The organism is Desulfobaculum bizertense DSM 18034 (assembly GCF_900167065.1).
GTDB lineage: Bacteria > Desulfobacterota > Desulfovibrionia > Desulfovibrionales > Desulfovibrionaceae > Desulfobaculum > Desulfobaculum bizertense.
Genome location: NZ_FUYA01000001.1, coordinates 520,550 through 546,407, shown reverse-complemented (window position 1 = coordinate 546,407; position 25,858 = coordinate 520,550). Strand labels below are relative to the sequence as shown.

At 53.5% G+C, this 25,858-nt stretch carries 19 protein-coding genes; 15 read left to right on the top strand and 4 right to left on the bottom strand.

The window, feature by feature from the left end; all coding sequences use genetic code 11:
- Positions 1–36: 36 nt before the first annotated feature.
- A complete protein-coding gene (locus tag B5D23_RS02480) occupies positions 37–1,314 on the bottom strand; it encodes a quaternary amine ABC transporter ATP-binding protein (protein ID WP_078683802.1) in 1,278 nt (425 codons plus the stop codon).
- A 305-nt stretch (positions 1,315–1,619) separates the two neighbouring features.
- Positions 1,620–4,205, bottom strand: coding sequence for a [protein-PII] uridylyltransferase family protein (locus B5D23_RS02475; RefSeq protein ID WP_159445878.1), 2,586 nt, complete (start codon positions 4,203–4,205; stop codon positions 1,620–1,622).
- A 900-nt stretch (positions 4,206–5,105) separates the two neighbouring features.
- Here B5D23_RS02475 and gpt point away from each other — a divergent pair.
- The 15 genes from gpt to B5D23_RS02395 all read left to right on the top strand — a co-directional run bounded on the left by gpt (position 5,106) and on the right by B5D23_RS02395 (position 19,900).
- The gene (gene gpt, locus B5D23_RS02470; RefSeq protein ID WP_078683800.1) at positions 5,106–5,588 is read left to right on the top strand and encodes a xanthine phosphoribosyltransferase; all 483 of its coding nucleotides are present in this window, start codon (positions 5,106–5,108) and stop codon (positions 5,586–5,588) included.
- Positions 5,589–5,696: 108 nt separating this feature from the next.
- The gene (locus B5D23_RS02465) at positions 5,697–6,767 is read left to right on the top strand and encodes a BMP family ABC transporter substrate-binding protein (RefSeq protein ID WP_078683799.1); all 1,071 of its coding nucleotides are present in this window, start codon (positions 5,697–5,699) and stop codon (positions 6,765–6,767) included.
- A 14-nt stretch (positions 6,768–6,781) separates the two neighbouring features.
- On the top strand, positions 6,782–7,855 hold the full coding sequence (locus B5D23_RS02460; protein WP_078683798.1) for an ABC transporter permease: 1,074 nt from the start codon (positions 6,782–6,784) through the stop codon (positions 7,853–7,855).
- Complete coding sequence (locus tag B5D23_RS02455; RefSeq protein WP_078683797.1) at positions 7,852–8,778, top strand: ABC transporter permease; 927 nt, start codon at positions 7,852–7,854, stop codon at positions 8,776–8,778. The genes B5D23_RS02460 and B5D23_RS02455 overlap by 4 nt, the downstream gene beginning before the upstream one ends.
- 5 nt (positions 8,779–8,783) lie before the next feature.
- Positions 8,784–10,283 carry an ABC transporter ATP-binding protein gene (locus tag B5D23_RS02450; protein WP_078683796.1) on the top strand — a complete coding sequence of 500 codons (1,500 nt, stop codon included), beginning with the start codon at positions 8,784–8,786 and terminating at the stop codon, positions 10,281–10,283.
- Between the two features lie 503 nt (positions 10,284–10,786).
- Complete coding sequence (locus B5D23_RS02440; RefSeq protein ID WP_078683794.1) at positions 10,787–11,149, top strand: SpoIIAA family protein; 363 nt, start codon at positions 10,787–10,789, stop codon at positions 11,147–11,149.
- A gap of 532 nt (positions 11,150–11,681) precedes the next feature.
- Positions 11,682–12,671 (top strand): 4Fe-4S binding protein, encoded by a 990-nt coding sequence (locus tag B5D23_RS02435; protein WP_078683793.1) that lies wholly within the window; start codon positions 11,682–11,684, stop codon positions 12,669–12,671.
- Positions 12,671–13,369, top strand: coding sequence for a phosphoribosylanthranilate isomerase (locus B5D23_RS02430; protein WP_348980881.1), 699 nt, complete (start codon positions 12,671–12,673; stop codon positions 13,367–13,369). The genes B5D23_RS02435 and B5D23_RS02430 overlap by 1 nt, the downstream gene beginning before the upstream one ends.
- 106 nt (positions 13,370–13,475) lie before the next feature.
- A complete protein-coding gene (locus B5D23_RS02425) occupies positions 13,476–14,318 on the top strand; it encodes a tetratricopeptide repeat protein (RefSeq protein WP_078683792.1) in 843 nt (280 codons plus the stop codon).
- Positions 14,319–14,479: 161 nt separating this feature from the next.
- The gene (locus B5D23_RS02420; protein WP_078683791.1) at positions 14,480–14,959 is read left to right on the top strand and encodes a hypothetical protein; all 480 of its coding nucleotides are present in this window, start codon (positions 14,480–14,482) and stop codon (positions 14,957–14,959) included.
- A gap of 44 nt (positions 14,960–15,003) precedes the next feature.
- Positions 15,004–15,498 carry a hypothetical protein gene (locus tag B5D23_RS02415; RefSeq protein WP_144012510.1) on the top strand — a complete coding sequence of 165 codons (495 nt, stop codon included), beginning with the start codon at positions 15,004–15,006 and terminating at the stop codon, positions 15,496–15,498.
- 194 nt (positions 15,499–15,692) lie between these two features.
- Positions 15,693–16,874, top strand: a complete 1,182-nt coding sequence (locus B5D23_RS02410; RefSeq protein ID WP_078683790.1) for an aminotransferase class I/II-fold pyridoxal phosphate-dependent enzyme — start codon at positions 15,693–15,695, stop codon at positions 16,872–16,874.
- Positions 16,874–18,157 (top strand): homoserine dehydrogenase, encoded by a 1,284-nt coding sequence (locus B5D23_RS02405; RefSeq protein ID WP_078683902.1) that lies wholly within the window; start codon positions 16,874–16,876, stop codon positions 18,155–18,157. The genes B5D23_RS02410 and B5D23_RS02405 overlap by 1 nt, the downstream gene beginning before the upstream one ends.
- Before the next feature lie 139 nt (positions 18,158–18,296).
- Complete coding sequence (gene apgM / locus B5D23_RS02400; protein WP_078683789.1) at positions 18,297–19,493, top strand: BPG-independent phosphoglycerate mutase family protein; 1,197 nt, start codon at positions 18,297–18,299, stop codon at positions 19,491–19,493.
- A complete protein-coding gene (locus B5D23_RS02395) occupies positions 19,490–19,900 on the top strand; it encodes an acyl-CoA thioesterase (RefSeq protein WP_078683788.1) in 411 nt (136 codons plus the stop codon). The genes apgM and B5D23_RS02395 overlap by 4 nt, the downstream gene beginning before the upstream one ends.
- Positions 19,901–20,468: 568 nt before the next feature.
- Here the strand turns inward: B5D23_RS02395 and sucD are convergent.
- A complete protein-coding gene (gene sucD, locus B5D23_RS02390; RefSeq protein ID WP_078683787.1) occupies positions 20,469–22,544 on the bottom strand; it encodes a succinate--CoA ligase subunit alpha in 2,076 nt (691 codons plus the stop codon).
- 141 nt (positions 22,545–22,685) lie between these two features.
- Positions 22,686–25,679 carry an NAD-glutamate dehydrogenase domain-containing protein gene (locus tag B5D23_RS02385; protein WP_078683786.1) on the bottom strand — a complete coding sequence of 998 codons (2,994 nt, stop codon included), beginning with the start codon at positions 25,677–25,679 and terminating at the stop codon, positions 22,686–22,688.
- Between the last annotated feature and the right edge of the window lie 179 nt (positions 25,680–25,858).

Here is a 25,858-nt window from a genome sequence, read left to right as displayed (position 1 = left end):
TTCATGACACTGAGTAAGAAGAGGAAAGATGTACCGTCAGGAGTACAGACCGACTCTTTCGGCACGGGAAGAAGAGCTGGCACGCTGACGCAGAAGCCGAACGGCATCGTCTGCGGACCAGTCTTCGAGACCACCACGCTCGGCAACAGCTCCGAGCAGAAGTCCCTTAATGATGACACCCATAAGTTTGTGGTCTGGGGTCACCACGGCGACAGGCAACGAGCTTTCATACATCATGTTGAACAGCTCAGATGCAGGCGCGTCAGGGCTGACGGTCTGCACATCAAGCAAATCCGCAGCATCAAGGGTCTTGTCGCCACGCTCGGCGAGCTTTGCAGCAACATCTGCCGACAAAAGCCCAAGTACCCGATGCTCGTGGTCCAAAACAAAAATGCTGGAAATGTTGTTTGCCCGCATTTTACGGAGCGCAGTACGCGGACCATCAGAGCGCATGAAAGCCACTGTTTCGGATTTTTTCATCACGTTTTCAGCGGTCAGCACCTTGGTAATATCCACGTCTTCCACAAAGCGCTCAACGTAATCGTTAGCCGGGCTGGTCAGAATATCCTCTGGCGTCCCGACCTGCACAATGCGGCCGTCTTTCATCAGAACAATCCGGTCACCAAGCTTCAGCGCTTCGTCCAGATCGTGACTGATGAAAATAATTGTCTTGCGGAGCTTTTTCTGAAGCTCAATCAGTTCGTCCTGCATATCCCGCCGAATCAGCGGGTCGAGGGCGCTAAAGGCCTCATCCATGAGCAAAATGTCCGGATCAGAAGCGAGCGCACGGGCAAGTCCGACACGCTGCTGCATACCACCAGACAAATCAGAAGGACGCGACTTGGCCCACTGACCAAGACCGACTCTATCCAATGCTTCACGGGCCTTCTTGCGGCGTTCGCCAAGGGAAACACCCTGCACTTCGAGACCAAATTCAACGTTTTCGCGCACCGTACGGTGTGGGAACAGGGCAAACTTCTGAAAGACCATGCCCAGTTTCTGCTGGCGAACAAGACGCAACTCGTTCGCAGAAAGATCGGTGATGTCCTGACCATCAATGAATATATGGCCAGACGTAGGCTCAACAAGGCGGTTGATGCAACGGACCAGCGTTGATTTGCCGCTCCCGGAAAGACCCATTATGACAACGATCTCTCCTTCCTTCACGGTAAACGACGCATTGTCCACGCCAACAGACAGCTTTGTCTTCTCAAAGATTTCCTGTTTGCCTTGTCCTTTGTTCAAAAGATCAAGGCCGCGCTCAGGGTGGGAACCGAAAATTTTACATACATTTTCGACAACAACTTTATCCATACAGGCTCCCCATTTCGGTTGTGTATATCTGTGCTAAATCGCGAGCACCATAGCACACTTTTCGATTCTGTCAAGACGCAGTACCAAAACTCAACACCATCACGTTATAGACAGCACTCCCCTCTTCAACATTCATATCAATGTAACATCACAATGTTGACAATGTAAAATTCCTCACTGCTACAGTGTTGATAGAGTATTTTTTTATTTCTCCCCATCCCCTTAGTCTAACATACAAAAAGAGCCACCCCCTAAAGGGGGTGGCGTCTCAAATATGATATTCCTCTCGCAGCCCAGCTACGGCATCACTCACCGAGCGTCATTGCAAAAAGTCGTTTTCTCACATCATCAAGTCGGTTTTTCGCCTCGATGCGTTTCCCGCTCTCCCGAACAAAGTACTCCATTCGGCAGCGGCCTGCCTGTCGCCGCACTCGCGAAAACACAAGGTCCATTCCCATATCACGGAAGACTCTGGCGCACAGGTACATCAGCCCTCTGCGGAACGGCGCATTCATTTCCAGCACGGTATGGAATGCGGAATCATCGTTATCGACCCCCAGCTCCACACCTGTCTCTGCGTCTTTTCCTGAGCACGGCTCTGGAATATCCGACTCAAGGTGTGTATCCAGCGCAAGCCGTCCCGTCAGTGCGGAGCGAAGTGAAATTTCCACCCGCGAGAACAGCTCATCCCGCGGCATGGATTCTGGCAGCGACTTCATTCGGAAAATATGAAGCACAGAGCCATTTCGCCACACAAAGCTCACAGCCGACTGCACCGGGATTTCCATCAGCGCCATCACTCCGCTCACCGCGGCAGCAAAATCTGGCGAGTACTGCGCTGCGACACAGAATTCCCATTCATCTTCGAGCGAATCAAAGCGCAGGTCGCGAACAATTACGCCAGCGCCACCGCGTCCACCGGGTTTAATTCTTTGGTCCTGTTCCACCGCGGCCTTGAGCTTTTGCAGCATCTCAGCGTGACGCAAAATATCCGGCAGTTCCACAGAAAGAATATATCGCGCCGGGACGGCCTCGAGCATATCCTGAGCGAGTTCTTCACCGCTCTGTTTTTCCAGCGCCTCATACAGCCGGCGGCGCTTATCCAGCAGCTCGTTTCCAAGTCCGGCAGCCTTTTCTCCACCGCTTTCCAGCATCCTCCGCACCTTGGCCACGAGGTCAGCCACATGTTGCGCAATGCTTCTGGTCCACAGTTTTGGACTCGTCGCCCTCGCATGTGCCCACGTAAAGAGGTAGAGCCTGTCCAGCCGTTCCGGCGAGCCAATCAGCGCCGCACAGCGTGCTATCTCTGATTCATCATTGGTGTCCCGGTGTCGGGCGACATCGAGAAGCACCGTGCGCCGCGTCACCAAAAAAAGAATATCTTCGGCCTGTTCCCGTGGCATTTTCCAGCGCTCCAGCAGCTGCTCCACGGTATCCTCTGCACCCTGGTTTGCATCGCCGGGACCAATTGCATGGAGCAAGGCCGCAAGCAAAACTGTTTCTTCCTGCCCGCAGCGGCGCTGTTCTTCCTTAAAGGCTTCTGGCGCACGTTTTTCTGCCTGCGCCAGCAAATGCAGTGTCGCGAGGCAATGGCGGCCAGAGGTAAACACGTGTTCCTGCATTGTCGGAACTCGGTACTGCACAGCCGCAAGCTCAGGAATACACACGCCAAGGAATCCTGTTTCCATCATCTGGACCAGTGTGTCCTCAGCGTTTCCGGCCTGCAAAATATTTCGGAAAAGCTCCAGCGCTTCTGGCGCTCCCGTCAGGACATCTTTCCAGTCTGCCGAACGGGAAATAACTTCTCTCTGGGTTGGCCACGCCAGCAGAACTCCCTCACGCGCAGAGACGCCAAAGAGCCACAGCACATCTTCTGGAGACTCCAGCGTTTTCTCTTCACCTAGGAACAGTTCATCACCAGAAAGTTCTACGCCCGGAGCAATTGACGTACGCGCAGGAATTTCACCCTCTGCATTTGGCAACTGGCGGCTAAAGGTCTCCCGCGCGGCCTGAATGGCAACAAAAGCCTGCGACAGGCGGCCCATAAATGCCAGCTGGTCGGCTTTCCCCTGTCCGTCTTCAAAGCCCAGTGCCCCAGCCACTGCCGGAATATCTTCTCGCCGCAGCACATCTTGCCGAGCACCATTCAGGGTATGCAGGACCTGACGGGTATGAGACAAAAAAGCCCACTGCTCTTCCAGAACCCGGCGGCTTTCTGCATCCAGTGCACCGCACTCGGTCAGCCCTTCAAAGCTCCCCGCGCCGTAGAACACCTGCCCCAGCCAGCGCAGTTGCTGCACATCCCGCAGGCCGCCCACAGACTCTTTCAAATCAGGTTCGACCCGCTCTGCGGCGCTCCCGCTTCGGCGGCGGCGTGTCCCTACATTCTTTTTTACAAAGGACAGGAACGCCCGGTGTTTCTTTTTCAAAACTTTTGTCTGGAACTGTTCACAAAATTCTTCAAAAATTTCTTCGGAACCGCCTATGAAGCGCAGGTCCAGAAGCGATGTGAACACCCGAAAATCTTTTCTGCTCTCGCTCAGGATCTCCCGGTAGCTTCGGAAAGCGTGCCGAACTTCAAAGCCCCTGTCCCACAGCGGTGCAAAAAGCTGGGGCGCAAAGTCAAGCGACTCCGCAGGCAACTTGCCCGGGTACACCAGCACCAGCTCAACATCCGAGAAAACACTCGGATTCCTTCTGCCATAGCTCCCTACAGCGCACAGGGCAAAAGGACAGTTGCGCTGCAAACCCGCTCGGTAAAGCAGCTCCTGTAGACGCTCTCCAAAGTACCCGTCCAGCAGTTGAACATACTCAGAAGGCCGAAAATCCGCGGCCTCCTCAGGTGTGCAGGACCTGTATTGCAGTGCGCGTTCCAGATGGCGTTCACTCACACTCGTTTCCTCCTCTACGTAAAAAGCACCAATGTCTCAGGCCTCTTCCTACGCAGACTATCGTTTATCCGTGATAATTTTGCGATATTGTCACGCCTGCTCTATACGAAGCATACGCTTCTAGGCAATACCCAAGTTCATGGCAGAGAGTTACAAGACTCCATCTCACAGCAAAACGGGTGGGGTTACGAGACTCCGTCTCGTGCTCTGCAAGGGGCGCTGCCCCTTGACCCCGCCCAAGGACGAGGCCCTTGGGAATCCCGCTATCGCTCAAAAAATACGGCTGAAGGGATGAAAGCTTCGCTTTCCTCTCCATCAGCCGTATTTTTTGAGCTAGGGGCGTTTCCCGAACGCGTGTTCTTCTGCCTTTTCTGCCGCACGTATTTTCTTTTTGAACGCTCGCGTTCAAAAAGAAAATGGTGGCAACGCACGGGAAAGAAAAAGAAGCTCTTTACGCCTTCTCACCCAAGTTTGAATTCCATTCACGCGAAGCGTGGATGGAATTCAAACTCGATGAGGATACGTAAGGGAATCATTCCCTTACGCGGGGGTTTGGGGGCAGCGCCCCCAATTTCTCCCTCCCCCCCATGCAGCTTTGAAAGCTAAAAATTCACGTAAAGGGCTTGATTTCCACCTAGCACTCAAATACTCACCTCTTTTCTTATGTCACACCGTGGAGGTCGAATTTTCACATTATTTGTGCAGGAATCGACAAATCGCGGCCTTTTCGTTCCTGCCCGCACATGTATTTCTACAATTTCTGCGGGGTAAGCGACTGCAATATCAAGCGTTTTCACTTACATTTTGACGCAGGAGAATCTGTTCACGAAGGGCTTGCGTTCCACGGCAAAATTTATAAAAGTGCGGTTTTTAAAAACCGCGGTTTAGGAAGGTTCTTTTATGTCTGCAAAAAGCGACAGATATCACAAAATGTTTCCTGTTTCCTGGGAGCAGCTGCATCGCGACGGAAAAGCCCTTGCCTGGAGACTCCACGAAATTGGCGAATTCAAGGGAATTGTTGCTGTTACTCGTGGCGGGCTTGTTCCGGCAGCCATCATTGCGCGCGAACTTGACATTCATCATATCGATACTGTCTGCATCACCAGCTACGACTGGAAAAACCAGGGTGAACCCACCATTCTCAAGGCGGTTGAGGGTGATGGAGAAGGCTGGCTGGTCATTGACGATCTTGTAGATACGGGTAACACTGCAAAGATTATCCGTGAGATGCTTCCTAAGGCACATTTTGCTACACTCTACGCCAAGCCCAAGGGCAAGCCGACTGTTGAGTCATATATTACTGAAGTAAGTCAGGACACGTGGGTGCTTTTCCCCTGGGACGCGGAATCCCAGTTTGTTGAGCCACTTGTTACACAGAAATAGAGCGTAACTTCGCCACGGCGAAGATTTTGACCCAAATGAGCGAGGCCTTTCGCATCGGAGCGAGGGGCCGCATATCAATATCATCGTGAAATGCGGAGGATGAAGAGGATGCGCAAGATCTGGTATCTCTGCCTGATGCTGGCTCTGATGGCTGCACCTGCCTTTGGTAGTGTCGCACACGCCAAGGACATGAAGGTCGGTTTTGTCTATGTTTCTCCTATTGGTGACGCGGGGTATTCCTATGCCCACGATCTTGGCCGCCAGGCCATCGCCAAAATGCCCGGCATTTCGGGCACGTCCTATGTCGAATCTGTCAAAGAAGGCGCTGACGCAGAACGCGTTATCCTGAACATGGCCCGCAAAGGCTATGACGTCATCTTTGCTACCAGCTTTGGCTACATGGACCCCATGCTGAAAATTTCCAAAAAATTCCCCAAAACGCAGTTCATGCACTGCTCTGGATACAAAACATCCAGCAACATGAGCGCATACTTTGGGCGTATGTACCAGGCCCGTTACCTCGCTGGTATGGTGGCTGGCTCCATGACCAAGAGCAACAAGCTCGGTTATGTTGGCGCCTTCCCCATCCCGGAAGTTATCCGTGGCATCAACGCATTCACCCTGGGCGCACAGGCTGTGAACCCCAAGGCTGAAGTTCGTGTTGTCTGGTCCAAGACCTGGTACGATCCGGCTACCGAAAAAGAAGCTGCAAAGAGCCTGCTGGACATCGGTTGCGACGTCATCACACAGCATCAGGACTCCCCTGCTCCGCAGGAAGCTGCTCAGGAACGCGGCGTATACTCCATCGGTTACAACTCCGACATGAGTTCCTTTGCTCCTGATGCACACCTGACCTCTGCTGTCTGGAACTGGACTCCCTTCTATGAAGAAGTGATTACCAAGATTCAGAATGGCACATGGAAAGCTGGCAGCTACTGGCCCGGTCTGGAAGAAAACATTATTGGTCTTGCTCCCTTCGGCAAAATGGTTCCGCAGGACGTGCGTGACACCGTGAATGCACGAAAGGCAGAGATTGCCAAGGGCGCACACCATGTTTTCGCTGGCCCCATTTATGACCAGAACGGCAAGGAAGTCATTCCTGCTGGCAAGGTTGCTACTGACAAAGAGCTGCTGAGCATGTCCTGGTTCGTTAAGGGCGTCGTTGGAACCACCCGATAGCCAAAAGTACACTCATGTTTGGACTCAACGTCACAAAAAGACAGGAGCCTCCCCGGTGGGGCTCCTTTTTCATTTATCCTGCATGTATTCTGATTTCTCTTGGAATCAGCAGTCTGCTTCTTGCACTTCAGGGCAAGCCCGCGCTCACGGGCATGCTTATGCTCTGGCAGGGAGCCTTTGGAGCAAGCTACGCCATAGAAGATACCATTTTAAAAATGGTTCCTATCTTCCTTTGTTCGCTCGGTGTAGCTGTCACATTCCGGATGCAGGTCTGGAACATTGGAGCTGAAGGCCAGTTCGCTCTTGGTGCCGTTGGCGGCACATGGGCAGCCATCACGTTTCCCCAGCTCCCGGCGTGGCAGCTCCTGCCGCTCATGTTTTTCTGTTCTGCCGTTGCGGGCGGCCTGTGGGCGCTCATTCCCGCATACCTCAAGACCAAACTCCAGGTGAACGAAATCATCACCACCCTGATGTTTAACTACATCGGCATTTCTGTTCTGGAATATCTGGTGTATGGCCCGTGGAAAGCCGCTGCAAGCTTTGGCTTTCCCATGACTGACGAGTTTTCTGAAGCCGCCATTATTGGGGCAATCCCCGGCACCCGCCTGCACTGGGGTGTGCTGGTCTGCGTTGCCTGCGGCGTCATGCTTCATGTTTTTCTCAACCACTCTCGCCTTGGCTTTGAGCTGAAAGCAAGCGGTGAAAGCTTCAAGGCTGCCCGCTACGCCAAAATCCCATACAAGTTTTTGGTCCTGCTCGTCATGGCAATCTGTGGTGCTCTTGCTGGCTGGGCTGGCATGATTGAGACCTCCGCCGTCGTCAACAGACTCCAGCCTTCCATCATGGTGGGATACGGCTTTACCGCTGTCGTTGTCGCATGGCTCGCTCGCCTTAATCCGCTCGGCATTGCCTTTGCGTCCCTGTTCCTTGCTGCCCTGCGCGTCGGTGTCGAAAACCTGATGCTCGAACTTCAGGTCCCCGCTGCGTTTGGTGGCATCATGGAAGGTCTGATTCTTTTGACCGTTATTGCAGGACAGTTCTTCATGTCCTACAAAATCAAGTTTCGTTCTGGTGAGGTGTCCAAGTGAACCTTGAGCTTTTGATTCCTCTCCTTGCCGCCGCCATTCAGTCCGGCACTCCAGTCCTTTTTGCCACACTCGGAGAGATGTTCACCGAGCGCGCGGGCGTGCTGAACCTTGGCGTTGAAGGCATGATGATTGTTGGTGCGCTGGCCGCATTTTTGACCGCCAAGTTTACAGGTTCACCGTGGCTTGGTCTGGTTGCTGGTGGTCTTGCTGGCGCAGGCATGGGAGCCATTCACGGTCTCGTCTGTCTGGAATTCCTCGGAAACCAGACCGTCTCCGGTCTGGCCCTGACGATCTTTGGTATCGGGCTTGCCGACTACCTTGGGACGCCGTTCATTGGCCAGAGCGCGCCGGGCTTTTACGCCTTTGATGTCCCGCTGCTCTCTTCCATCCCTGCGATTGGTTCCATATTCTTTAAGCACGACGCTATGGTGTATCTGTCTTACATCACGCCCGTGCTTTTTTGGTTCTTCTGGCATCGGACCAAAACCGGTCTGGCCCTCACAGCCGCAGGTGAATACCCCAAAGCAGCTGCCGCCGCAGGTCTGCACCCCGTGCGCCTGAGCTGGCTCGGCATTCTGGCTGGTGGCTTCCTCGTCGGCATTGGCGGTGCATACCTCTCGCTGGCCTACACCCATCTGTGGACAAACGGCATGAGTGCAGGTCGTGGCTGGATTGCTGTTGCTCTCGTTATTTTTGCCTTCTGGCGTCCCGGTCGTGCCGTCTTTGGCGCGTATCTTTTTGGTGGCGTTATGGCATTCCAGCTCAGACTTCAGGCCACAGGAACCAACCTGCCGTCGTCTCTGCTGCTCATGCTCCCCTACCTGTTGACTGTCCTCGTCCTGCTTTTCTCTGCCATGCGTGGCAGTGGCAAGAGTTCGGCAGCTCCAGGTTCGCTCGGCGTTAACATCGAACCCGAAGGATAAGCTTCATGTCTGATTCTCCTTCCGCCATGCCTCTTATCCGGCTCGATGGCATCAGCAAATCATTTGGCCCGGTCAAAGCAAATCAGGATATTCATCTCGATATCCACGCTGGCCGTGTCCTCGCTCTGCTTGGCGAAAACGGTGCAGGCAAATCAACGCTGATGAACATGCTCTCCGGGCGCTTTCGTCCTGACTCCGGGCAGATCATCATTGACGGTGTTCCGCACGACTTTGCGTCTTCCAAGGACGCAATTGATGCTGGAATTGGCATGGTGTACCAGCACTTTATGCTCGTGAACACCATGACCGTTGCCGAAAATGTCTTACTCGGCCAGGAAGGCTCATACTTTGTGAAGCCAAGCGAGATGGAGCGCAAGGTCTCTGAGCTTGCTGAGCGTTTTAACCTGCCTATCAATCCCGCAGCGCGCATTGAAGACCTTTCCATGGGTGAACGTCAGCGCGTCGAGATTCTCAAGCTTCTCATGCGCGACAGCCGCGTGCTCATCTTTGACGAGCCAACCGCTGTTTTGACTCCTACAGAAACACCGCAGCTTTTTGATGCGATGCGTGAAATGACCCGTCAGGGCAAGGCCGTTGTCTTCATCAGTCACAAGATGGATGAGATTATGGACATTGCCGACGACGTCGCCATTCTTCGGCGCGGGCAGATTGTTGAATCCATGCCCAAGTCGTCCATCAAGTCGAAGCAGGAGCTGGCAAGTCACATGGTTGGGCGTGAGGTTATTCTCGAAATTGAGAAAGCCCCGGCTCCCAAGGGTGAAACCGTTCTTGAAATTCAGCATCTCTCCGGCGATGGCATGGAAGATCTGAACCTGACTTTGGTTCGCGGCGAAATCGTCGCGATTGTCGGCGTTGCTGGCAACGGGCAGAATGAGCTTGTTGCCGCCGTCACAGGTCAGGAGGAACCCCGGCACGGTTCGGTTCAGCTTCTTGGGCAGAAGTGGCGCGATTTCTACTCTGGAAGGCACTGGAAGAACACTCTCAGCTACATTCCTGAGGATCGTCTCGGTTGCGCAACCTGTCCCGAACTTGATCTTGTCGACAATGTGCTCCTCACCACCCGCAAGGGCTTTGCCCCCGGCTTCTTTCTCAACAAGAAACGAGCAGAAGGTGTGACCACAAGCATCATTCGGCGTTTTCACGTGCAGCCACCGCTCCCGGAAATTCGCGCACGTCAGCTCTCTGGTGGCAACCTCCAGAAGCTCGTGCTCGGTCGTGAGTTTTTCCGCCAGCCCAAGATCATCGTCGCCGAACAGCCCAGTCAGGGACTCGACGTCTCTGCAACAGAAGAAGTTTGGCACCGTTTGCTCAACGCCCGGCGAAAGTCTGGCGTCCTGCTTGTGACTGGCGACCTCAACGAAGCTTTCCAGCTCGCCGACCGTGTCGCCGTTATGTTCCGTGGCAAATTTATGGACGTCTTTGACGTCAACGACACAGAAAAAATCGAAAAGATCGGCCTTCTTATGGCTGGTGTTACTGAATAACGAGGTGCCGTCTCGTGCTCTGCAAGGAGTGTGAGGGTGGTGGGTGGATATACGAGACTCTGTCTCGTGCTCTGCAAGGGGCGCTGCCCCTTAACCCCGCCCAAGGACGAGGCCCTTGGGAATCCCGATTTCGCCCAAAATGAAAGGGCCGGATGTGTGAAAGCCGTTGGCTTTCCACTACATCCGGCCCTTTCATTTTGGCCTAGTGGGCGTCCCGTGTGTTCTTTTTCTTTGCGCTCCAACCCTTTCTTTTTGAACGCTCGCGTTCAAGAAGAAAAGGGTGGCGAACTCGCAGAAGAGAAAGAAGCTCTCGACGTTATGCCCAACAAGTTTGAATTTCATTCACGCGAAGCGTGGAGGGAATTCAAACTCGATGAGGATACGTAAGGGAATCATTCCCTTACGCGGGGGTTTGGGGGCTGGCCCCCAAAAAATGCCTCTGGTTCGACACAGCGTAAGCGAGAGGGTATGCTAAGAGCTTCCACTCAAACAAGGAGCACAGCATGATAGAAAGAATAGTTTTGCCTCAAAACAGTGAAGCGTTAGCGTTTCGTATTTGTGAGAAGGTCACGAAAGAAGAATACTTAGATGTTGTACGCCCCGCTGCTGAGGAAGCATTTTCTGGCGACAAAAAGATTCCTCTTTTCATTGAGGTCGAGCCGGGAACCAGCTTCGAAGTTGCCGCGCTTTTTGAAGACTCGTTTGTCGCTCTCAAATTCCATGGCAAAATTTCCAGAGCCGCCTTTGTCGCCGACGAAGCGTGGATTAAGAACACCGTCAGCGTTGTCAAAACCGTCCTCCGCATCGACGCTCAGACCTTCCCGCATGAGCAGCGTCTTGACGCTATTCAGTGGGTTACGCAGTAGTTTTTTATGGGGGACGTTGTCCCCCATACCCCCTACAAGGGGCGCTGCCCCTTGACCCCGCCCAAGGACGAGGCCCTTGGGAATCCCGATTTCGCTCAAAAAAAAACGGCTGAATAGGATGAAAGCTTCGCTTTCCTCTCCATCAGCCGTATTTTTTTGAGCTAGTGGGCATTTCCAAAACGCGTGTTCTTCTGCCTTTTTCTGCCGCACTTATTTTCTTTCTGAACGCAAGCGTTCAGAAAGAAAATGGTGGCGAACTCGCAGAAGAGAAAGAAGCTCTTTACGCCATTCTCACCCAAGTTTGAATTTCATTCACGCGAAGCGTGGAGGAAATTCAAACTCGATGAGGATACGTAAGGGAATCATTCCCTTACGCGGGGGTTTGGGGGCTGACCCCCAACCTTCCCCTCCCCCCCCATCCAGCACTGCCGCGCTGGGGCTGGCCCCCAATTCTTCCCCCACCAAACTGCACAAACTTGCTCTAGCAGACGGAAAGGAGTAGCGGGGACGCATTCAAGAGGACAATAACGACATGAATCTTTCCAAAATCACCACACCGTCGCGAATTCGGGCAATCATCCAAACTGTTTTTGCGGCCTACTGCATGTATATAGGCTGGGCTTTCTACCGCTTTGTGACGAGTGGCCTTTCCAGTACGGGAGGGGCTGCCACGCGACCGTCATCTGTAGAAGCATTCCTGCCAATCAGTGCATTCCTTGCATTCAAACGGTACCTTGCCACTGGCCAGTGGGATAGTATCCACCCGGCAGGCCTCACCATATTCATTGCAGCGATAGCGATTGCCTTCTTCGCCAGAAAAGGTTTCTGCGGCTATATCTGCCCTGTGGGACTGATTGAGCGCACGCTTGCTGCTGTAGGGAAAAAACTCGGACTGCGCCGCGAGCCTCCACGCTGGACACACAGAGGCCTAAGCGTTTTCAAATATGCTTTGCTGGCATTCTTCGGGTTTACCGTCCTGCGAATGAACGTCGTCAGCATCACGGCTTTCCTGCGAAGCGAGTATAATCTCGTTGCCGATGCGAAAATGATGGCGTTCTTCCTGAACCCCAGTGGGACAGCTCTCGTTGTTTTTGGCACACTGGGAGCACTGAGCATCATCGTGCCCTACTTCTGGTGCCGTTACCTGTGCCCATACGGTGCGCTGCTGAGCATTTTTTCTTTCTGGTCACCGATAGCAGTCACACGTGATGAAAAAGCGTGTATAAATTGTGGGAAATGTGCACGAGTCTGCCCTGGACATATCGAAGTAGATAAAAAACTCCGAGTAAACTCGCCTGAATGCATCGGCTGTATGCAGTGCGTCGAAAGCTGCCCAGCCCCGAACTGCCTGACAACAAAAGTTGGGAAAAAGTGGAAAATATCCCCACTTGTTCCGGGAATTCTTTCTGTTGCCATCCTGCTTGGATTGTACCTCTGGGCAAGCAATACAGGCCACTGGGATTCACAAATTCCAGGTGAAATGCTGAAGCGGTACTATATGCGTGTGCTGGGGGGAATGTAGTGAAAAAAGGCTTCTGCCCACAAATCCAGATCGCGGGAATCCATGATATGGACGAGGCGCAGCTGCTTGCTGACTGCGGAGTGGAAAGCCTTGGCTTCCCGCTCCGGCTGGCCGTGCACGCAGAAGACGTAAGCGAGAGTACTGCCAAAAAAATCATCGCAGCATTCCACGACACCATTCCTTCTGTGCTCATCACCTACCTGACTGATGCAGATGAGATCCTCAGCTTCTGCGAAGAGCTGGGAACGAGTATGCTCCAGCTCCACGCTGAGGTTCCGGGTAAACTGCTTGCAGAACTCAAGGCCCGACGCCCAGAGTTATACATCATCAAAAGCATCATCATGCCTGCCCAAGCTTCGGAAGAGGCCACAAGCCAGCTCAAGAAGCTGCTCAAAGAGTACGCTCCATACGCAGACGCATTTCTGACAGATAGCTATGACCCGACAACAGGGGCAACAGGAGCCACAGGCAAGACACACGACTGGAGGCTGGACCGCCAGCTCGTGGAGCTTTCTCCCTGTCCTGTTATCCTTGCTGGGGGACTCAATCCCGACAATGTGCATGACGCAATTCTTCAAGTCCACCCGGCAGGAGTTGATGCACATACGGGAGTTGAAGGGCCTGACGGCCGAAAGGATGAAAGATTGCTGCGCAAATTTGTTTCAGAAACCCGAAAAGCCTTCTCAGCGCTAGGATAGAGAGCTGTTTTCAGGGCAGAAGCTCTGCTTCTGCGCTTGGCGTGCGGAACTCTTCCGTGTTATCTTTTCTGTTCTGGAAGAAAAAGTCCTGTTGGGAAGAGCCGTTGTGGTCCTCACAGGTTTTTGGGCGACCCTCGCCAATCGGACGCCGGGCATCGCGGAGACGGCGGCCAGACAGGTTTCATCCGCATACGCAGAACTCATGCCTCAAGACGAAAAGAAATCCAGCCCTATTCACGGTGTTTTTTCGACCATTGAACGAATCCAGTCTGGCTCTGGTGCATCCAAAAAGGTCAAGACAGCAAAGCGCTTCTGGCTCATCCATGAAAAAGAAAATGGCAAAGCAGAAGCAACGCCCGTTAACGAAAATCTTGTCGCTATTGGCGAAAAGAAAATCGTTTCTCTCGACAATGTCCTGTCTGTATTCCAGCCGGAACCTGATTTTTATCAGCACAAACAGTTTTTCCCATCAGAGGATGCCAAGCCCAAAGCGCCTACTATTGAAGGCTTTGAAATTTCTGGCAGTCCCGAAGAAATGGAAAAAAATGCTCGTGCAAGCTTTGGCATGGGCCTGATGTACCTCAAGCAGGGGAACCATGAACGCGCCCAGCACGTTTTTGAAGAGCTGGCCAAGGTGGAAGTTGATCTTAAGCCTGAGCACAAGCATATGTTCAACGACTTTGGCGTCTCGCTCAGAAAGCAGCACCTCTTTGACACAGCGCTCAAGCACTACCTCCGAGCCATGACAATTGCCTCTGATGATGACAATCTGATGCATAATATTGCCAGAGCATATTATGAAAAAGCAGAGTTCCATCAGGCTGTTGTGTACCTGAAAAAATCTCTGGAACTCAATCCAGAGCATGAGATGTCACGCCGCTTTCTGGAATGGCTCAAGCGCAAGCACAAAGAGTCCCTTTCTCCTGCGGATCTTTTTGACATGGAATAATGAGACACACAAAGGCCCAAGGCTCACTGCTTTGGGCCTTTGCTTTTCCTGTGACTTTTTGTCATTAAACAACGAGCATGATATGTTTCTTGTCAGTGTACTGCATGACCACTACTCTCTGATTTGAGTAGCAACCTTCCACGCTCACCAAGGGGGCGCACATGCTCATAGACTACACAGAAACCCTTGAACGCCTTCAGCGAGGCCTCGGAAAGGCCTACGAAAAAAATCCGTCCGTCCTCAACATCCCCGGCAAGTCCATTGCCGTCAAAGTCGACCCCAACTATTACCTTGCGATAATGCCCTCTTTTCAGAACCGCATTGCGGAATGGGCAGGCGTTTTTCCTGAAAAAGCGTCAAAAAGCCTCGTGCATACGGGAAATATCGCATGTCCGTCATCAAGCTCACCATTTTCACTGCAACTCGGCGTCCAGTGGGGAGAACCGCTTACAGTTCGCACTCTGCTATGCGCATTTGTCTCAGCAGACTTTATTGATCAGGCACTCAAAATTTATGCTAAACGCCCGGCCCCCTTGCCTGTTGCAGACATTTATCTCCTCGAAGCACAGCAAAGCGAACTAAAAAATTTTTTCGGGAACAAGACTTTTCTTGACAAGACGGCATTTAAACCGCAAATCTGATTCCCTAATCTTTCGTACCGCTTGTTTTCAAAAGGGAATCTTTTATGGCTTTTGTAAAAAAAATGCAGACAATTATTCTAGGCGCTCTCGTGCTTAGTCTTCTTGCATGTACAGCCTTTGCAGCCGACGCTGCATCTCCCGCTGCAAAAGCACAAAAGCTCCCAGACACCCCAAAAGCCCCTCAGGTTTCTCGCAACACTGTTGTGAGCATCTCTCACGACGGGCTTGATGACATCGGTACTCAGCTCGTTTTCCGCCTCAAAGAACTTTTCAACAAGTCCAGCCTCTTTGATCTGTCCGCCAAAGACGAAAAGAAGATGCGACTTGTTATCAAGACCAGCAGCGAATTCCCGACCCGTCCTGAAATGGGTTCGGTCTATTCTGTTGTCTGGACTTTCTCTTCTGGCGAAAACGTTCTGAACCACTACCTGGCTTCCGAGTCTGGTATTGTAACTTCTGCCAATGTGGCAGCAGCCGCAGAGGCCCTTGCGGGCCGTACTGATGCCGCAGCGGCAAAGTACGCCTATCTGTTCGAGTAACAGGCCTGCCGGCCATTTCCGGTTTCAGCCTGCTGCTCGGCGGGTGGACCGGACCTCCCGCCCCCACCAAAATCAGCAGGCCCCCAAAGGAAGGGACGGAAGTCCTCATTTCTCTTCTGGCGAAACCGACGAAAGACCGGCTTCTTCCGCGCTTTTGTGCGCAAGACTTTCTACTCTAGAAGGAGCAGTGTCGCATGAACCAGTTTCCACGCATACACCGCCTGCCACCGTATGTCTTCTCTGTCGTCAACCAGCTCAAAATGAAGCTGCGTCGTCAGAACGTGGACATTGTCGACCTCAGCATGGGGAACCCGGATACTCCAACCCCCCAGCACATCGTCGACAAGCTTGTCGAGGCCTCCCAGAAACCGTCTAACCACCGTTATTCTGTTTCTCGAGGCATCCCGAACCTGAGAGCCGCAATTTGTGACTGGTATGCCCGACGTTATGGTGTGTATCTGGACCCCGATCAGGAAGCTATCTCCTGCATGGGTTCCAAAGAAGGTATCGCCCACCTCGCTCTCGCCATGCTCCAGCCCGGAGACGTTGTCTTTACTCAGGACCCCGCATATCCCATCCATCCCTATTGTGCCATCATCGCAGGCGCAGACGTCCGCCGCATCCCCATTGGACCAGAACGAGACTTCATTGAAGACCTCGAACTCGCCATGCGCCAGACCTGGCCCAAGCCAAAACTGCTGATCTACTGCTACCCTCACAACCCCACAGCCGAAGTCGTCGACGTCAGCTTCCACCAGAGAATTGTTGACTTTGCTAAAGAACACGGCATCTTCGTCATCCACGATCTCGCGTACGCAGATTTTACCTTTGACGGCTACGAAGCACCAAGCTTCCTGCAGGCCAACGGCGCCAAAGAAGTTGGCGTTGAGTTCTTCTCCATGTCCAAAAGTTACTCTATGGCGGGCTGGCGAATGGGCTTCTGCTGTGGTAATCGTGACATGGTACAGGCGCTCACAAGAATGAAGAGCTATCTCGACTACGGCATTTTCCAGCCAATCCAGATTGCAGCTACCGTTGCTCTCAACGGCCCGCAGGATTGCGTCAAGGAAACTGTCGAAGTCTACCGCAAGCGCCGCGACATCCTGTGCGAAGGGTTAAACAGGATTGGGTGGGAAGTTACCCCGCCAAAGGCCACCATGTTCCTCTGGGCAAAAATCCCGGAACCTTTCCGCGACATGGGGTCTGTTGAATTTTCTAAAATGCTGCTGAAAGATGCCCACGTTGCGGTCTCGCCCGGTCTTGGCTTTGGCCATTATGGCGACGACCACGTCCGCTTTGCTCTCATCGAGAACAAACAGCGGACCCAGCAGGCAATCCGAGGCATCAAAACGGTTCTGGAGGGAGCCAGCTCGTGATAAATAAAACGGTCATCAACATTGGTGTGGCTGGATTCGGCACTGTAGGTCAGGGCCTCGCCGATGTGATTGAGAAAAACCACGACCTTATCGTTCGCCGCACAGGACGCGAAATTCGCATCAAGTCCGTGCTGATCCGGAGCGAACATCGACGCGCAGAAGTTCAGGCTATCGGCGCTGAGGCTGTCACAGACTATCGTCAGCTCATTACCGACCCCGACATTGACGTCGTTGTCGAGCTGACCGGTGGCATTGCCTTCCCAAAACAGCTGATCGCTGACGCAATCAACGCTGGCAAGCACGTGGTTACAGCAAACAAGGCTTTGCTCGCAGAAGATGGCATGGGGCTGTTTGCCCTCGCCGCAAAAAAAGGCGTCCATCTTGGCTTTGAAGCCAGTGTGGCTGGTGGTATTCCTGTTGTCGGTCCCTTGCGGGATTCACTCGCCGGTAACGGCGTGCACAAAATTCTCGGCATTCTGAACGGCACAGCAAACTACATTCTCACTGAGATGACCGACAAGGGTCTGGACTTCCAGACCGCGCTGAACGACGCAACAGAAAAAGGCTACGCAGAAGCTGATCCAACTCTGGACATTGAAGGTATCGACACTGCCCACAAGCTCGCTCTGCTCATCCGCCTTGCGTTTGGCTGCAACTATCCTTTTGACAAGCTCCCGGTCACAGGCATCACCGTTGTGACGCCTATGGACATCAGCTTTGCAAAAGAATTCGGCTTCCGCATCAAACTTCTGGCGCAGTCTCGCCTCATCGACGGCAAAGTCGAAGCAGGTGTCTACCCGGCTCTCGTGCCCGAAGACAACCTTCTCGCTTCCGTCAATGGTGCATTCAACGCCATTCGACTTGCTGGAAACGCCGGTCCAGTCGTCCTCCACGGCAAGGGAGCAGGCGCCCTGCCGACCGGAAGTGCTGTCCTCGCAGACATCATGGCCATTGCCCGTGCCGCAGAACCAAACAACCTTGGTTTTGTTGGCGTTGAACTGCCCGAGGCTGAGCAAATCGACCTCGACGACGCCGTATCCCTGCACTACCTCCGCTTTACCGCTCACGACCACCCCGGTGTGCTTCGTGACATTGCCGGAGTGCTCGCAGAACGCGGTATCAGCATTCAGCAGGCAACCCAAAAATCTGCCCTGCCCGATGGTGGCGTACCCCTCGTCTTCCTCACTCATGAGGCAAAGGCGTGTGACATCCATTATTCGATGCAGAAAATCGACCAGATGGGACTCACTGTTGACCGGACTATGCACCTGCGCATTCTCTAGTGTTCAGCACAAAAGACTCTTCAGCCCGCTTCCAAACATTGGAGGCGGGCTTTTTTTGGGCGTGGACCGCACTTGCAATTTTCTCTCATGGCCGTACACTCCGCCAAATTCTCGCACAGTCTAACCGATATTTTTTTGCATGAAAAAGCCCCAAGTTCTCGTTCTTATCGCTGACGGTATGGGAGACTCCCCCGTCCACTGCCCGTGGAACATCACGCCCCTTGCCGCCGCCCACACGCCAAACATGGACGCCCTTGCCTCGCGCTGTGTCGCCAGTCTTGTGCAGACCATTCCGCACGGAATGATTGCAGGCTCTGACGTCGCCAACATGAGTCTCTTCGGTTACGACCCGCGCCAGTATCACACCGGCAGAGGTCCCATTGAAGCTGCTGCGTCCTCTCTCCCCGTGGACCCTGAGGACCTGATTTGGCGCCTCAATTTTGTCACCCTCAGCAACGACAGCACACCTGTCATGCTTGACTATGCTGGTGGGCATCCTGCCGACTGCGTTGCACAGCAAATTTTCGCCCTTCTCCGCAGTATTTGCCCCGACGGCATGGAGCTGATTCCCGGCTTTCAGTATCGCCACACACTGATTCAGCGAGGCGCCGCCCACTCCTCGCTCGCCGCAAAGCACATTCGCGAGCCGCACAATATCATCGGTCAGAGCATTCAGCCAGACATTGAGGAGCTTGAGCACTCCCCAGAGTTACTGCACTTCTTCACCGAAGCTCGCAAAATTTTATCCGGGCAGTCTCTCGTCCCTGCCATCAACGCCCTGTGGCCATGGGGACAAGGCAAACCGCTTCATCTCCCCTCCCTTCAGCAGCAGCTCGGCTGTTCCGGGACTGTTATATCTGCCGTAGATTTGATAAAAGGACTGGGAAAAGCTGCACGCATGGACGTCCCAGACATCCCCGGTGCAACAGCAACGCTGGCAACAGACTACGCCTCCAAGGTGCGTGCCGCTGCACGCGCTATTAAGCAGGGACAGGACTGTGTCTTTGTCCACATTGAAGCCCCTGACGAGGCTGCGCACTCCGGCTCTTTTGCCCAGAAGCAGGAAGCTATTGCCGTCTTTGACCAAAAAATCGTTGGGCCTCTTCGTCACGTTGCCGAAGCCGCAGGTGCAGCGATACTCGTTACCTGCGACCACTTAACACCGCTCCACACCCGGAAGCATGCCGCGCAGCCTGTCCCCTGCATTCTCCACCATCAGTCAGCAACAGAGCACGCACTGACCAGTTTTTCCGAGCTGAACGTCGCCGCAGCTATGCAACAGCCCCTCCCCGGCCATCAGCTCCTGCAACACGTGCTCAAAAGGATTCGCTCATGAGTCTCGAATTTCCGTTTCCAGAATTTTGGTATCCGCATCGCGTCTCTTATGGCGAAACCGATGCCATGAAAGTGCTCTACAATGGCGAGTATCTTCACATCTTTGAGCGCGCCAGGAACTTCATGATTCATCAGGCTGGCATCAGCTATCAGCTCGTCGAAGACAAAGGCATTATGCTCCCCGTACGCGATGCGCACGTGCGCTATCGCCGACCCATTCGTTTCGATCAGCTTATTTACGTCCGCATCGGTGTTTCTGAGTGGTCTCGCGCTTCCATGACCTTTGCCTACGAAATTTTCAACGAAGACAAGTCCACCCTCCACGCAACAGGCTCAACTCAGCACGCCTGCACAAACCTCCTCGGGAAACCCGTTCGCGTCCCTCAGTGGCTCCGTGACCTTTTTTAGCAGAGATTAAATTTTTGGGGCCTGCAAGGGATGTGGGGCGGGCGTGTATTGTTTTATTGGGGCGCTGCCCCAAACCCTGCAAGGGGCGCTGCCCCTTGACCCCGCCCAAGGACGAGGCCCTTGGGAATCCCGCTATCGCCCAAAATTAAAGGGCCGGATGTGTGAAAGCCGTTGGCTTTCCCCTACATCCGGCCCTTTAATTTTGGCCTAGTGGGCGTTTCCCGATTGCGTCTTCTTCTGCCTTTTCCAAACCGCACTTATTTTCTTTCTGAACGCAAGCGTTCAAAAAGAAAATGGTGGCAACGCACGGGAAAGAGAAAGAGGCTCTCGACGCTAGCCCCATTAAGTTTAAAAGCCGTGCAAGCGAAGCTTGAACGGCTTTTAAACTCGATGAGGATACGTAAGGGAATCATTCCCTTACGCGGGGGTTTGGGGGCTGGCCCCCAACTTTCCCCCACCCACCCATCCAGCACGACCGCGCTGGGGCAGGCTCCAATCTTCTTCCCACTCTCAAGCACAAGGAACCCGAGGGGGGAAAGCCCCTCGGGATTCCTTCTCGAACCAACGACTAGCGCCTCACCAGCGCGCCCCCGACGAGCGGCGGCAAATGGGAGAGGTCGGGACAGACGATAAAGCCTGCACGCTTCATCGCGCTGATCTTGTCGTTTATGTCGTGCCCTGACTCGAGAATTGCACCGGCATGACCGAGCCGTTTTCCGGGGGGAGCGGTCTGGCCAGCGATGAAAGCTATAACGGGTTTCTTGAACCCGGTTTCAGTCACATAGGCAGCGAGGTCCTCCTCAGCCTGCCCCCCGATTTCGCCAAGAATCACAATCGCTTTGGTATTCTCATCCTCGCGCAAAGCGGGCATGAGATCGCGGAAAGTCGTTCCAATAAAAGGGTCACCGCCAATACCAACACAAAGGGACTGCCCAATGCCCGCAGCAGTGAGCCGTGAGGCGGCTTCATAGGTCAACGTGCCACTGCGAGAGAGAATAGCGACAGGTCCAGGACTAAAGGCGTGACCGGGCATAATGCCAATTTTTGTCCGCCCGGGGGCGATGAGACCGGGATTGTTGGGACCAATAAGCCGAGTCTTGGTGCCCTTGAGCTGCTCTTTGACACTCAACATGTCGTGCTGCGAAAGGCCATCAGTAATGCAGACAACCCAGTCGATGCCATTCTGTGCAGCCTCAAGAATCGCATCAGGAGCAAAGGGAGCTGGCACAAAAATAATACTGCCCCGAATGCTGTTTTCCTGCATGGCCTCCTCGACACTGTTGAACACGGGGACACCGCAGACATGCTGCCCACCTTTGAAGGGGGTGACGCCAGCCACAATGTTGGTGCCGTAATCAAGCATGAGCTGCGTGTGAAGCTGCGCTGTACGCCCTGTAATGCCCTGCACAAGGACAGGCATCCCTTTCTCAAAACTCAAGGCAGAGGGAAACGGCTTAGGAACGTAAACAGGAAGCGGGCCGGGGACGTCGAGGCACTCGTCACAAACACCAGAATGCTCCCCAGCCATCTTGGAGAGCGCGACAATGGCGTCATGAACCTCAGACACAATGACAAGATTCGGTTCATTCAGCTCACGCAAAATACGCTGCCCTTCTTCGGACTCATTGCCGGAAAGACGAACAACCATAGGCTTGGAGGGAGCCTTGTTGTCGAGAGCCTCAGCAATGGCGAGGGCAACCTTGCGGCAGGAGAGAACGCCACCAAAAATGTTGAGGAAAATCTCGCGAACATCATCATCGGAGAAAAGAAGACGAAGAGCTGTGCGCACACGATCAAGGTCGGCAGCTCCGCCCAAATCCATAAAATTCGCAGCAGGCAAGCCAGAGGCGTTGAGCAAATCCATTGTTGCCATAGCAAGCCCGGCACCATTGACCATAAGCCCTACACTCCCGGATAGGGTGTGATAGGAAAGGCCTGCGGTCCGCGCAAACTGCTCCTCACGAGAGGCGTGCTCTGGGGTATAAAACCGGTCAAGATCGGAATGCTGTAACAGGAAGTTGTCATCAATCTCGACTTTGCCATCGAGAGCAGTCCATTCACCCGCCTTGTTAATCACGAGGGGATTAATTTCTGCGAGCAGCAAACCATAGCGCCGCACGCCCTTGTAGAGCTGCACCATAAACTCATAAAAGCTGGGCCAGTCTGCTTTCTGTAAACCGAGATGGAAAAACGCGGCACGAATGTGGAAGGTCTTCATTCCACCAGTGAGAGAAATTTCCTGCACGAGCAAATTGCGTAAGTCCTGACTCTCGATTTCAGTACCGCCCTGCCGTCCTATGGTGAAAAGAAGCTTGCGCCGCTCGCGAGAGATAGAAAAGGAGCAGTAAAATTCCCGCTCATAGTCCATACCCTGCTCAACGCGAATAAAGGGGACAGGCTTGCCGCCAAAGTTCATCCCAAATATTTTTTCTGCTGTGGGGATAAAATCTTCAAGTTTTTCGACGCGCAAAACGCCACCAGCTTTTCCTCGACCGCCAGAGAGAACCTGCGCCTTGAGGAACCACGGAAAACTGAGTTCCGGGGTCACCTGCTGATAGTTCCCGGGCGCACAGAGAACGCCCTTGGGAACCGTAATTCCTGCCTCGGAGAAAAGCCGTTTGCTTTGGTGTTCATCAAGCAACATGTCGTGAGCCTTCCTGTGAAGTTGTTGTCTGCACCCGCAGAAGGCCGAAGCTCCTGTCGGGGCTTCCCTACATGGGAAAAGTGCCAGAGGACAGAGTAAAGCGGCCTCTCCCCTCACAAAAGAGGAAAGGCCGCATTTCTGTTATTCAACCTCAAGCTGCTGCTCTGTCAGGAACCGACGCCCTGTCTCGGCAACAATCCGAAGCACTTCTTCCTTGTATGGCATATCGCACTTTTCGAGTTCATCCATGTAGCCGCGCAGACGCCTGTCTTCGCGCAGATACGCCAGAATCACCTCTCCAGCCTTCCGGGTCTGGCTCATGGAAGTCAGCCAGCCAAGCCCTTCGGCATAGATAATACGGGCCGCAGCATGCGATGCCACGAGTGCCCGCAAATAACTCTGTGGAATATTGTCGAAAATCCTGTCTTCAAACTTTGTCGACAAAACCTGCGGACAATACCCAAGAACGAGATTCCGAACATCCTCACGGGTTCCAATGCGTGGACCACCTTGCAGCTCTTCTGCCAGACGGTCACCAAGCTCGTTGATTTCGCGAGAAACTTCGCGAGTCAGCTCAGTCAGGAACACCTTGCCATTGGTCCGCTTAAACTCAGTAAGCAAAAGCTGGGCTTCGCTTCTGGCCCGAACCCTCAGAATCCCCAAAACCTGCGCCACATACTCGTCCTTGATGCTGAGGAACTCCTCATCTGTAAGCGTCAGCCCAGCAAGGATTTCATAGGACGAACAAATAACGCCAGTCTTGTTCGCACTGGCACCGTGTAGAATCATGACACCATGCTGCTGAAGTTTTTCACGTGCAGGCGGCGACAGGAAGATGTTGGCGCCTTCCACAATGGCGCGAGACGTCGGAACACCGTCCTTGTCCAAATACTGCTGCCAGTTCCGCTCGTTGATCGTGTCGGGACGACCACCGGAAGGAATAAAGACGTCAGCATGAGCGCGGAAATGCAGATTGTCGCGAAGCTCCACACCCTCAGGCGTGTCAGTTCCGGCAACAACGGCATCCTTGCCCCGAAGCTTTGCCGGGTCGAACTCGGAAATGCCCCTGACGTCCTTAAACAGCCGCATCAGCTCGGCATGATCCAGACCCTCAGGATCATACGCAGCACCATGCCCGTCATTGGCAGCAACAATCACGGCGTTGTCGCCAAACTGCTCAATGAGAATGCGCATGGCATTACCAGCGACGTCGCCACGCGGTCCACCCGTGAACTTCACGGTGAAGCGCTCCTTGTGCGGGTCAATGCCCAAAACATTCAGGACTTCTTCCACAAAGACAATAACACCAAGAGAGGTCACGCCATATTCTTTGTGATTGATGCCTGTTTTTGGCTTGGAACTCATAAACGCAGACGGCCAGCGGAACCCACGCTCCCGTGCACGCTCAACAATCCAGTTAATGTGCTTGGGCTGAATGTGCTCGTCTGGGCCAAGGAAGATGACTTCTTCCTGCTGCACATAATCTTTGACGCCGGGAAGCGTAAACACGCCTTCGGGGGCGTCTGGCTCCGTCACAATCAGGTCGAGCAGCGAATCTGCCATAGACTTGACCGCGAGGTCGATGTCGCCACGTGGTCCAAGCAGGATAACGGCCTTTGAGCCGCCTTCCGGGATGTCTTTGTTCTTCTGCTGCTGCGAATACGCAAGCGCGGTCACTTCGGAGAAAAGGCGGTTAGATTCCAGCTCGAAATTTTCCTGACTGCGAGTCGGAACCACACGCACACCACCGCGAGCGGTATCGCGATAACGAACATGAAACGCCTGATAGTTTGCGCCGTGGAAGAAGAAGAACCCATATGGCAGAGGATTGTCTTCACTCTTGCCATAATCACCGGGCAAGGAACTGAGAATCTTGGAGTCCATCCGGAAGGACAGACCAAAGCGGTTGGGAAGGAAGTAGTTCGTCCGCAGGGTATGGCGGATAAACATTAAGATGACGTCAAAGACATGCAGGGTCATCTCGTCAGAAATGGTCCTCAGACTCCGGCGAATCTCTTTTTGCAGCTCAAGCGACTGCTTTTCACCGGCATCCAGTTGAGGATCAAAACGCAACTCAAAGCAGCGAAGAAGCTTTTCAGCAATTTCAGGATGCGCAAGCACGGCATGAACAATGTTGTGAGCCGTGTAGGCATACATGTCACGGCGGACAAGGAACTGATGCACAAACTCTGTTGCGGCCTGCATGAACATGACCTGCGAGATTGACCAGCCTCTCTCGTCAGCAAAGGTTTCCAGAGTTTCATCACCAGCAAACCATTTGATACGACTCAGCTCGGTTTCGACCTGTTCCCAGCGGTCTTTGTTCGCGAGTGGTTCACTTGCGCACTGGCGCAAATAAAAGCTGCACAAACCAAAAGTCTGGTCTGGCAGCGCATACACATCCACGTACCCACGCTGCACTTCACAATGCGAACGCTGGAGAACGCGAACCAGTTCCTGAACAACGCCTTTTTGTGGCGGTGAGCTCATGGCCACCATAAGTCGGCACTGATCTTCATAGACATTATCTTCGCGATAGACCCGGACCTGCTCGCAGCCAGTCATATCTTTCCAGATACGGAAATGGCGCACGGCCCGCTCAACCTCAAACTTGTCAACGCAGTCGCCAGTTGCTCCGGCCAAAAAGTCGGCGAACTCAGACACTTCTTCTGCGGGCAGCATGCTGCTGTCCTGCACTTTTTTAATGGCTTCGGCAAAGCCGGGACCGTCTCTGTCCACGGTACTCTGCGGCGCCAAAATAAATGTGTCCAGCCGAATTTGACCGTCACGGCTCGCATACATGCGGGCATTCAAAATTTCTTCGTCCAGAACTTCCCCAAGAGCAGCAATAAGTTCTGCCGTTCCACCTCCAGGTGAAATAAACGTCACCTTTGTCCCACACGGACTTTTTAACGCAAGAACATGTTTGTCGACCGTAATGTTTCCGGAAATCAGCCCCTGAAGATGCCGAACCTGCTCATCACGTGAGTGGGTCTGGAAGTAGTACGGTGGCATATTGTCATAGAACCACGGTACAATTCGCTCGGCACTCTGCACCAGTTCGTCGGAGACTCTGCCGCGCACTTCTGCTACGACATCAAGCCCCGTGCCACCATCGACACGTTCTTTCTCCACGATCGTCCTCCCTTGTAATGTTCAAAAGAACCCTGAGGCGCACACACCGTTGCAACAGGCACACAAGAACGACATAAGTGAACACAAACGCAGGCCATTTCAAAAATGTCATAGAGAACAGGCACTTCTGACACTGTGTACAGCATTTGGTGCATTGCGCATCATCGCGTTAATTCAAG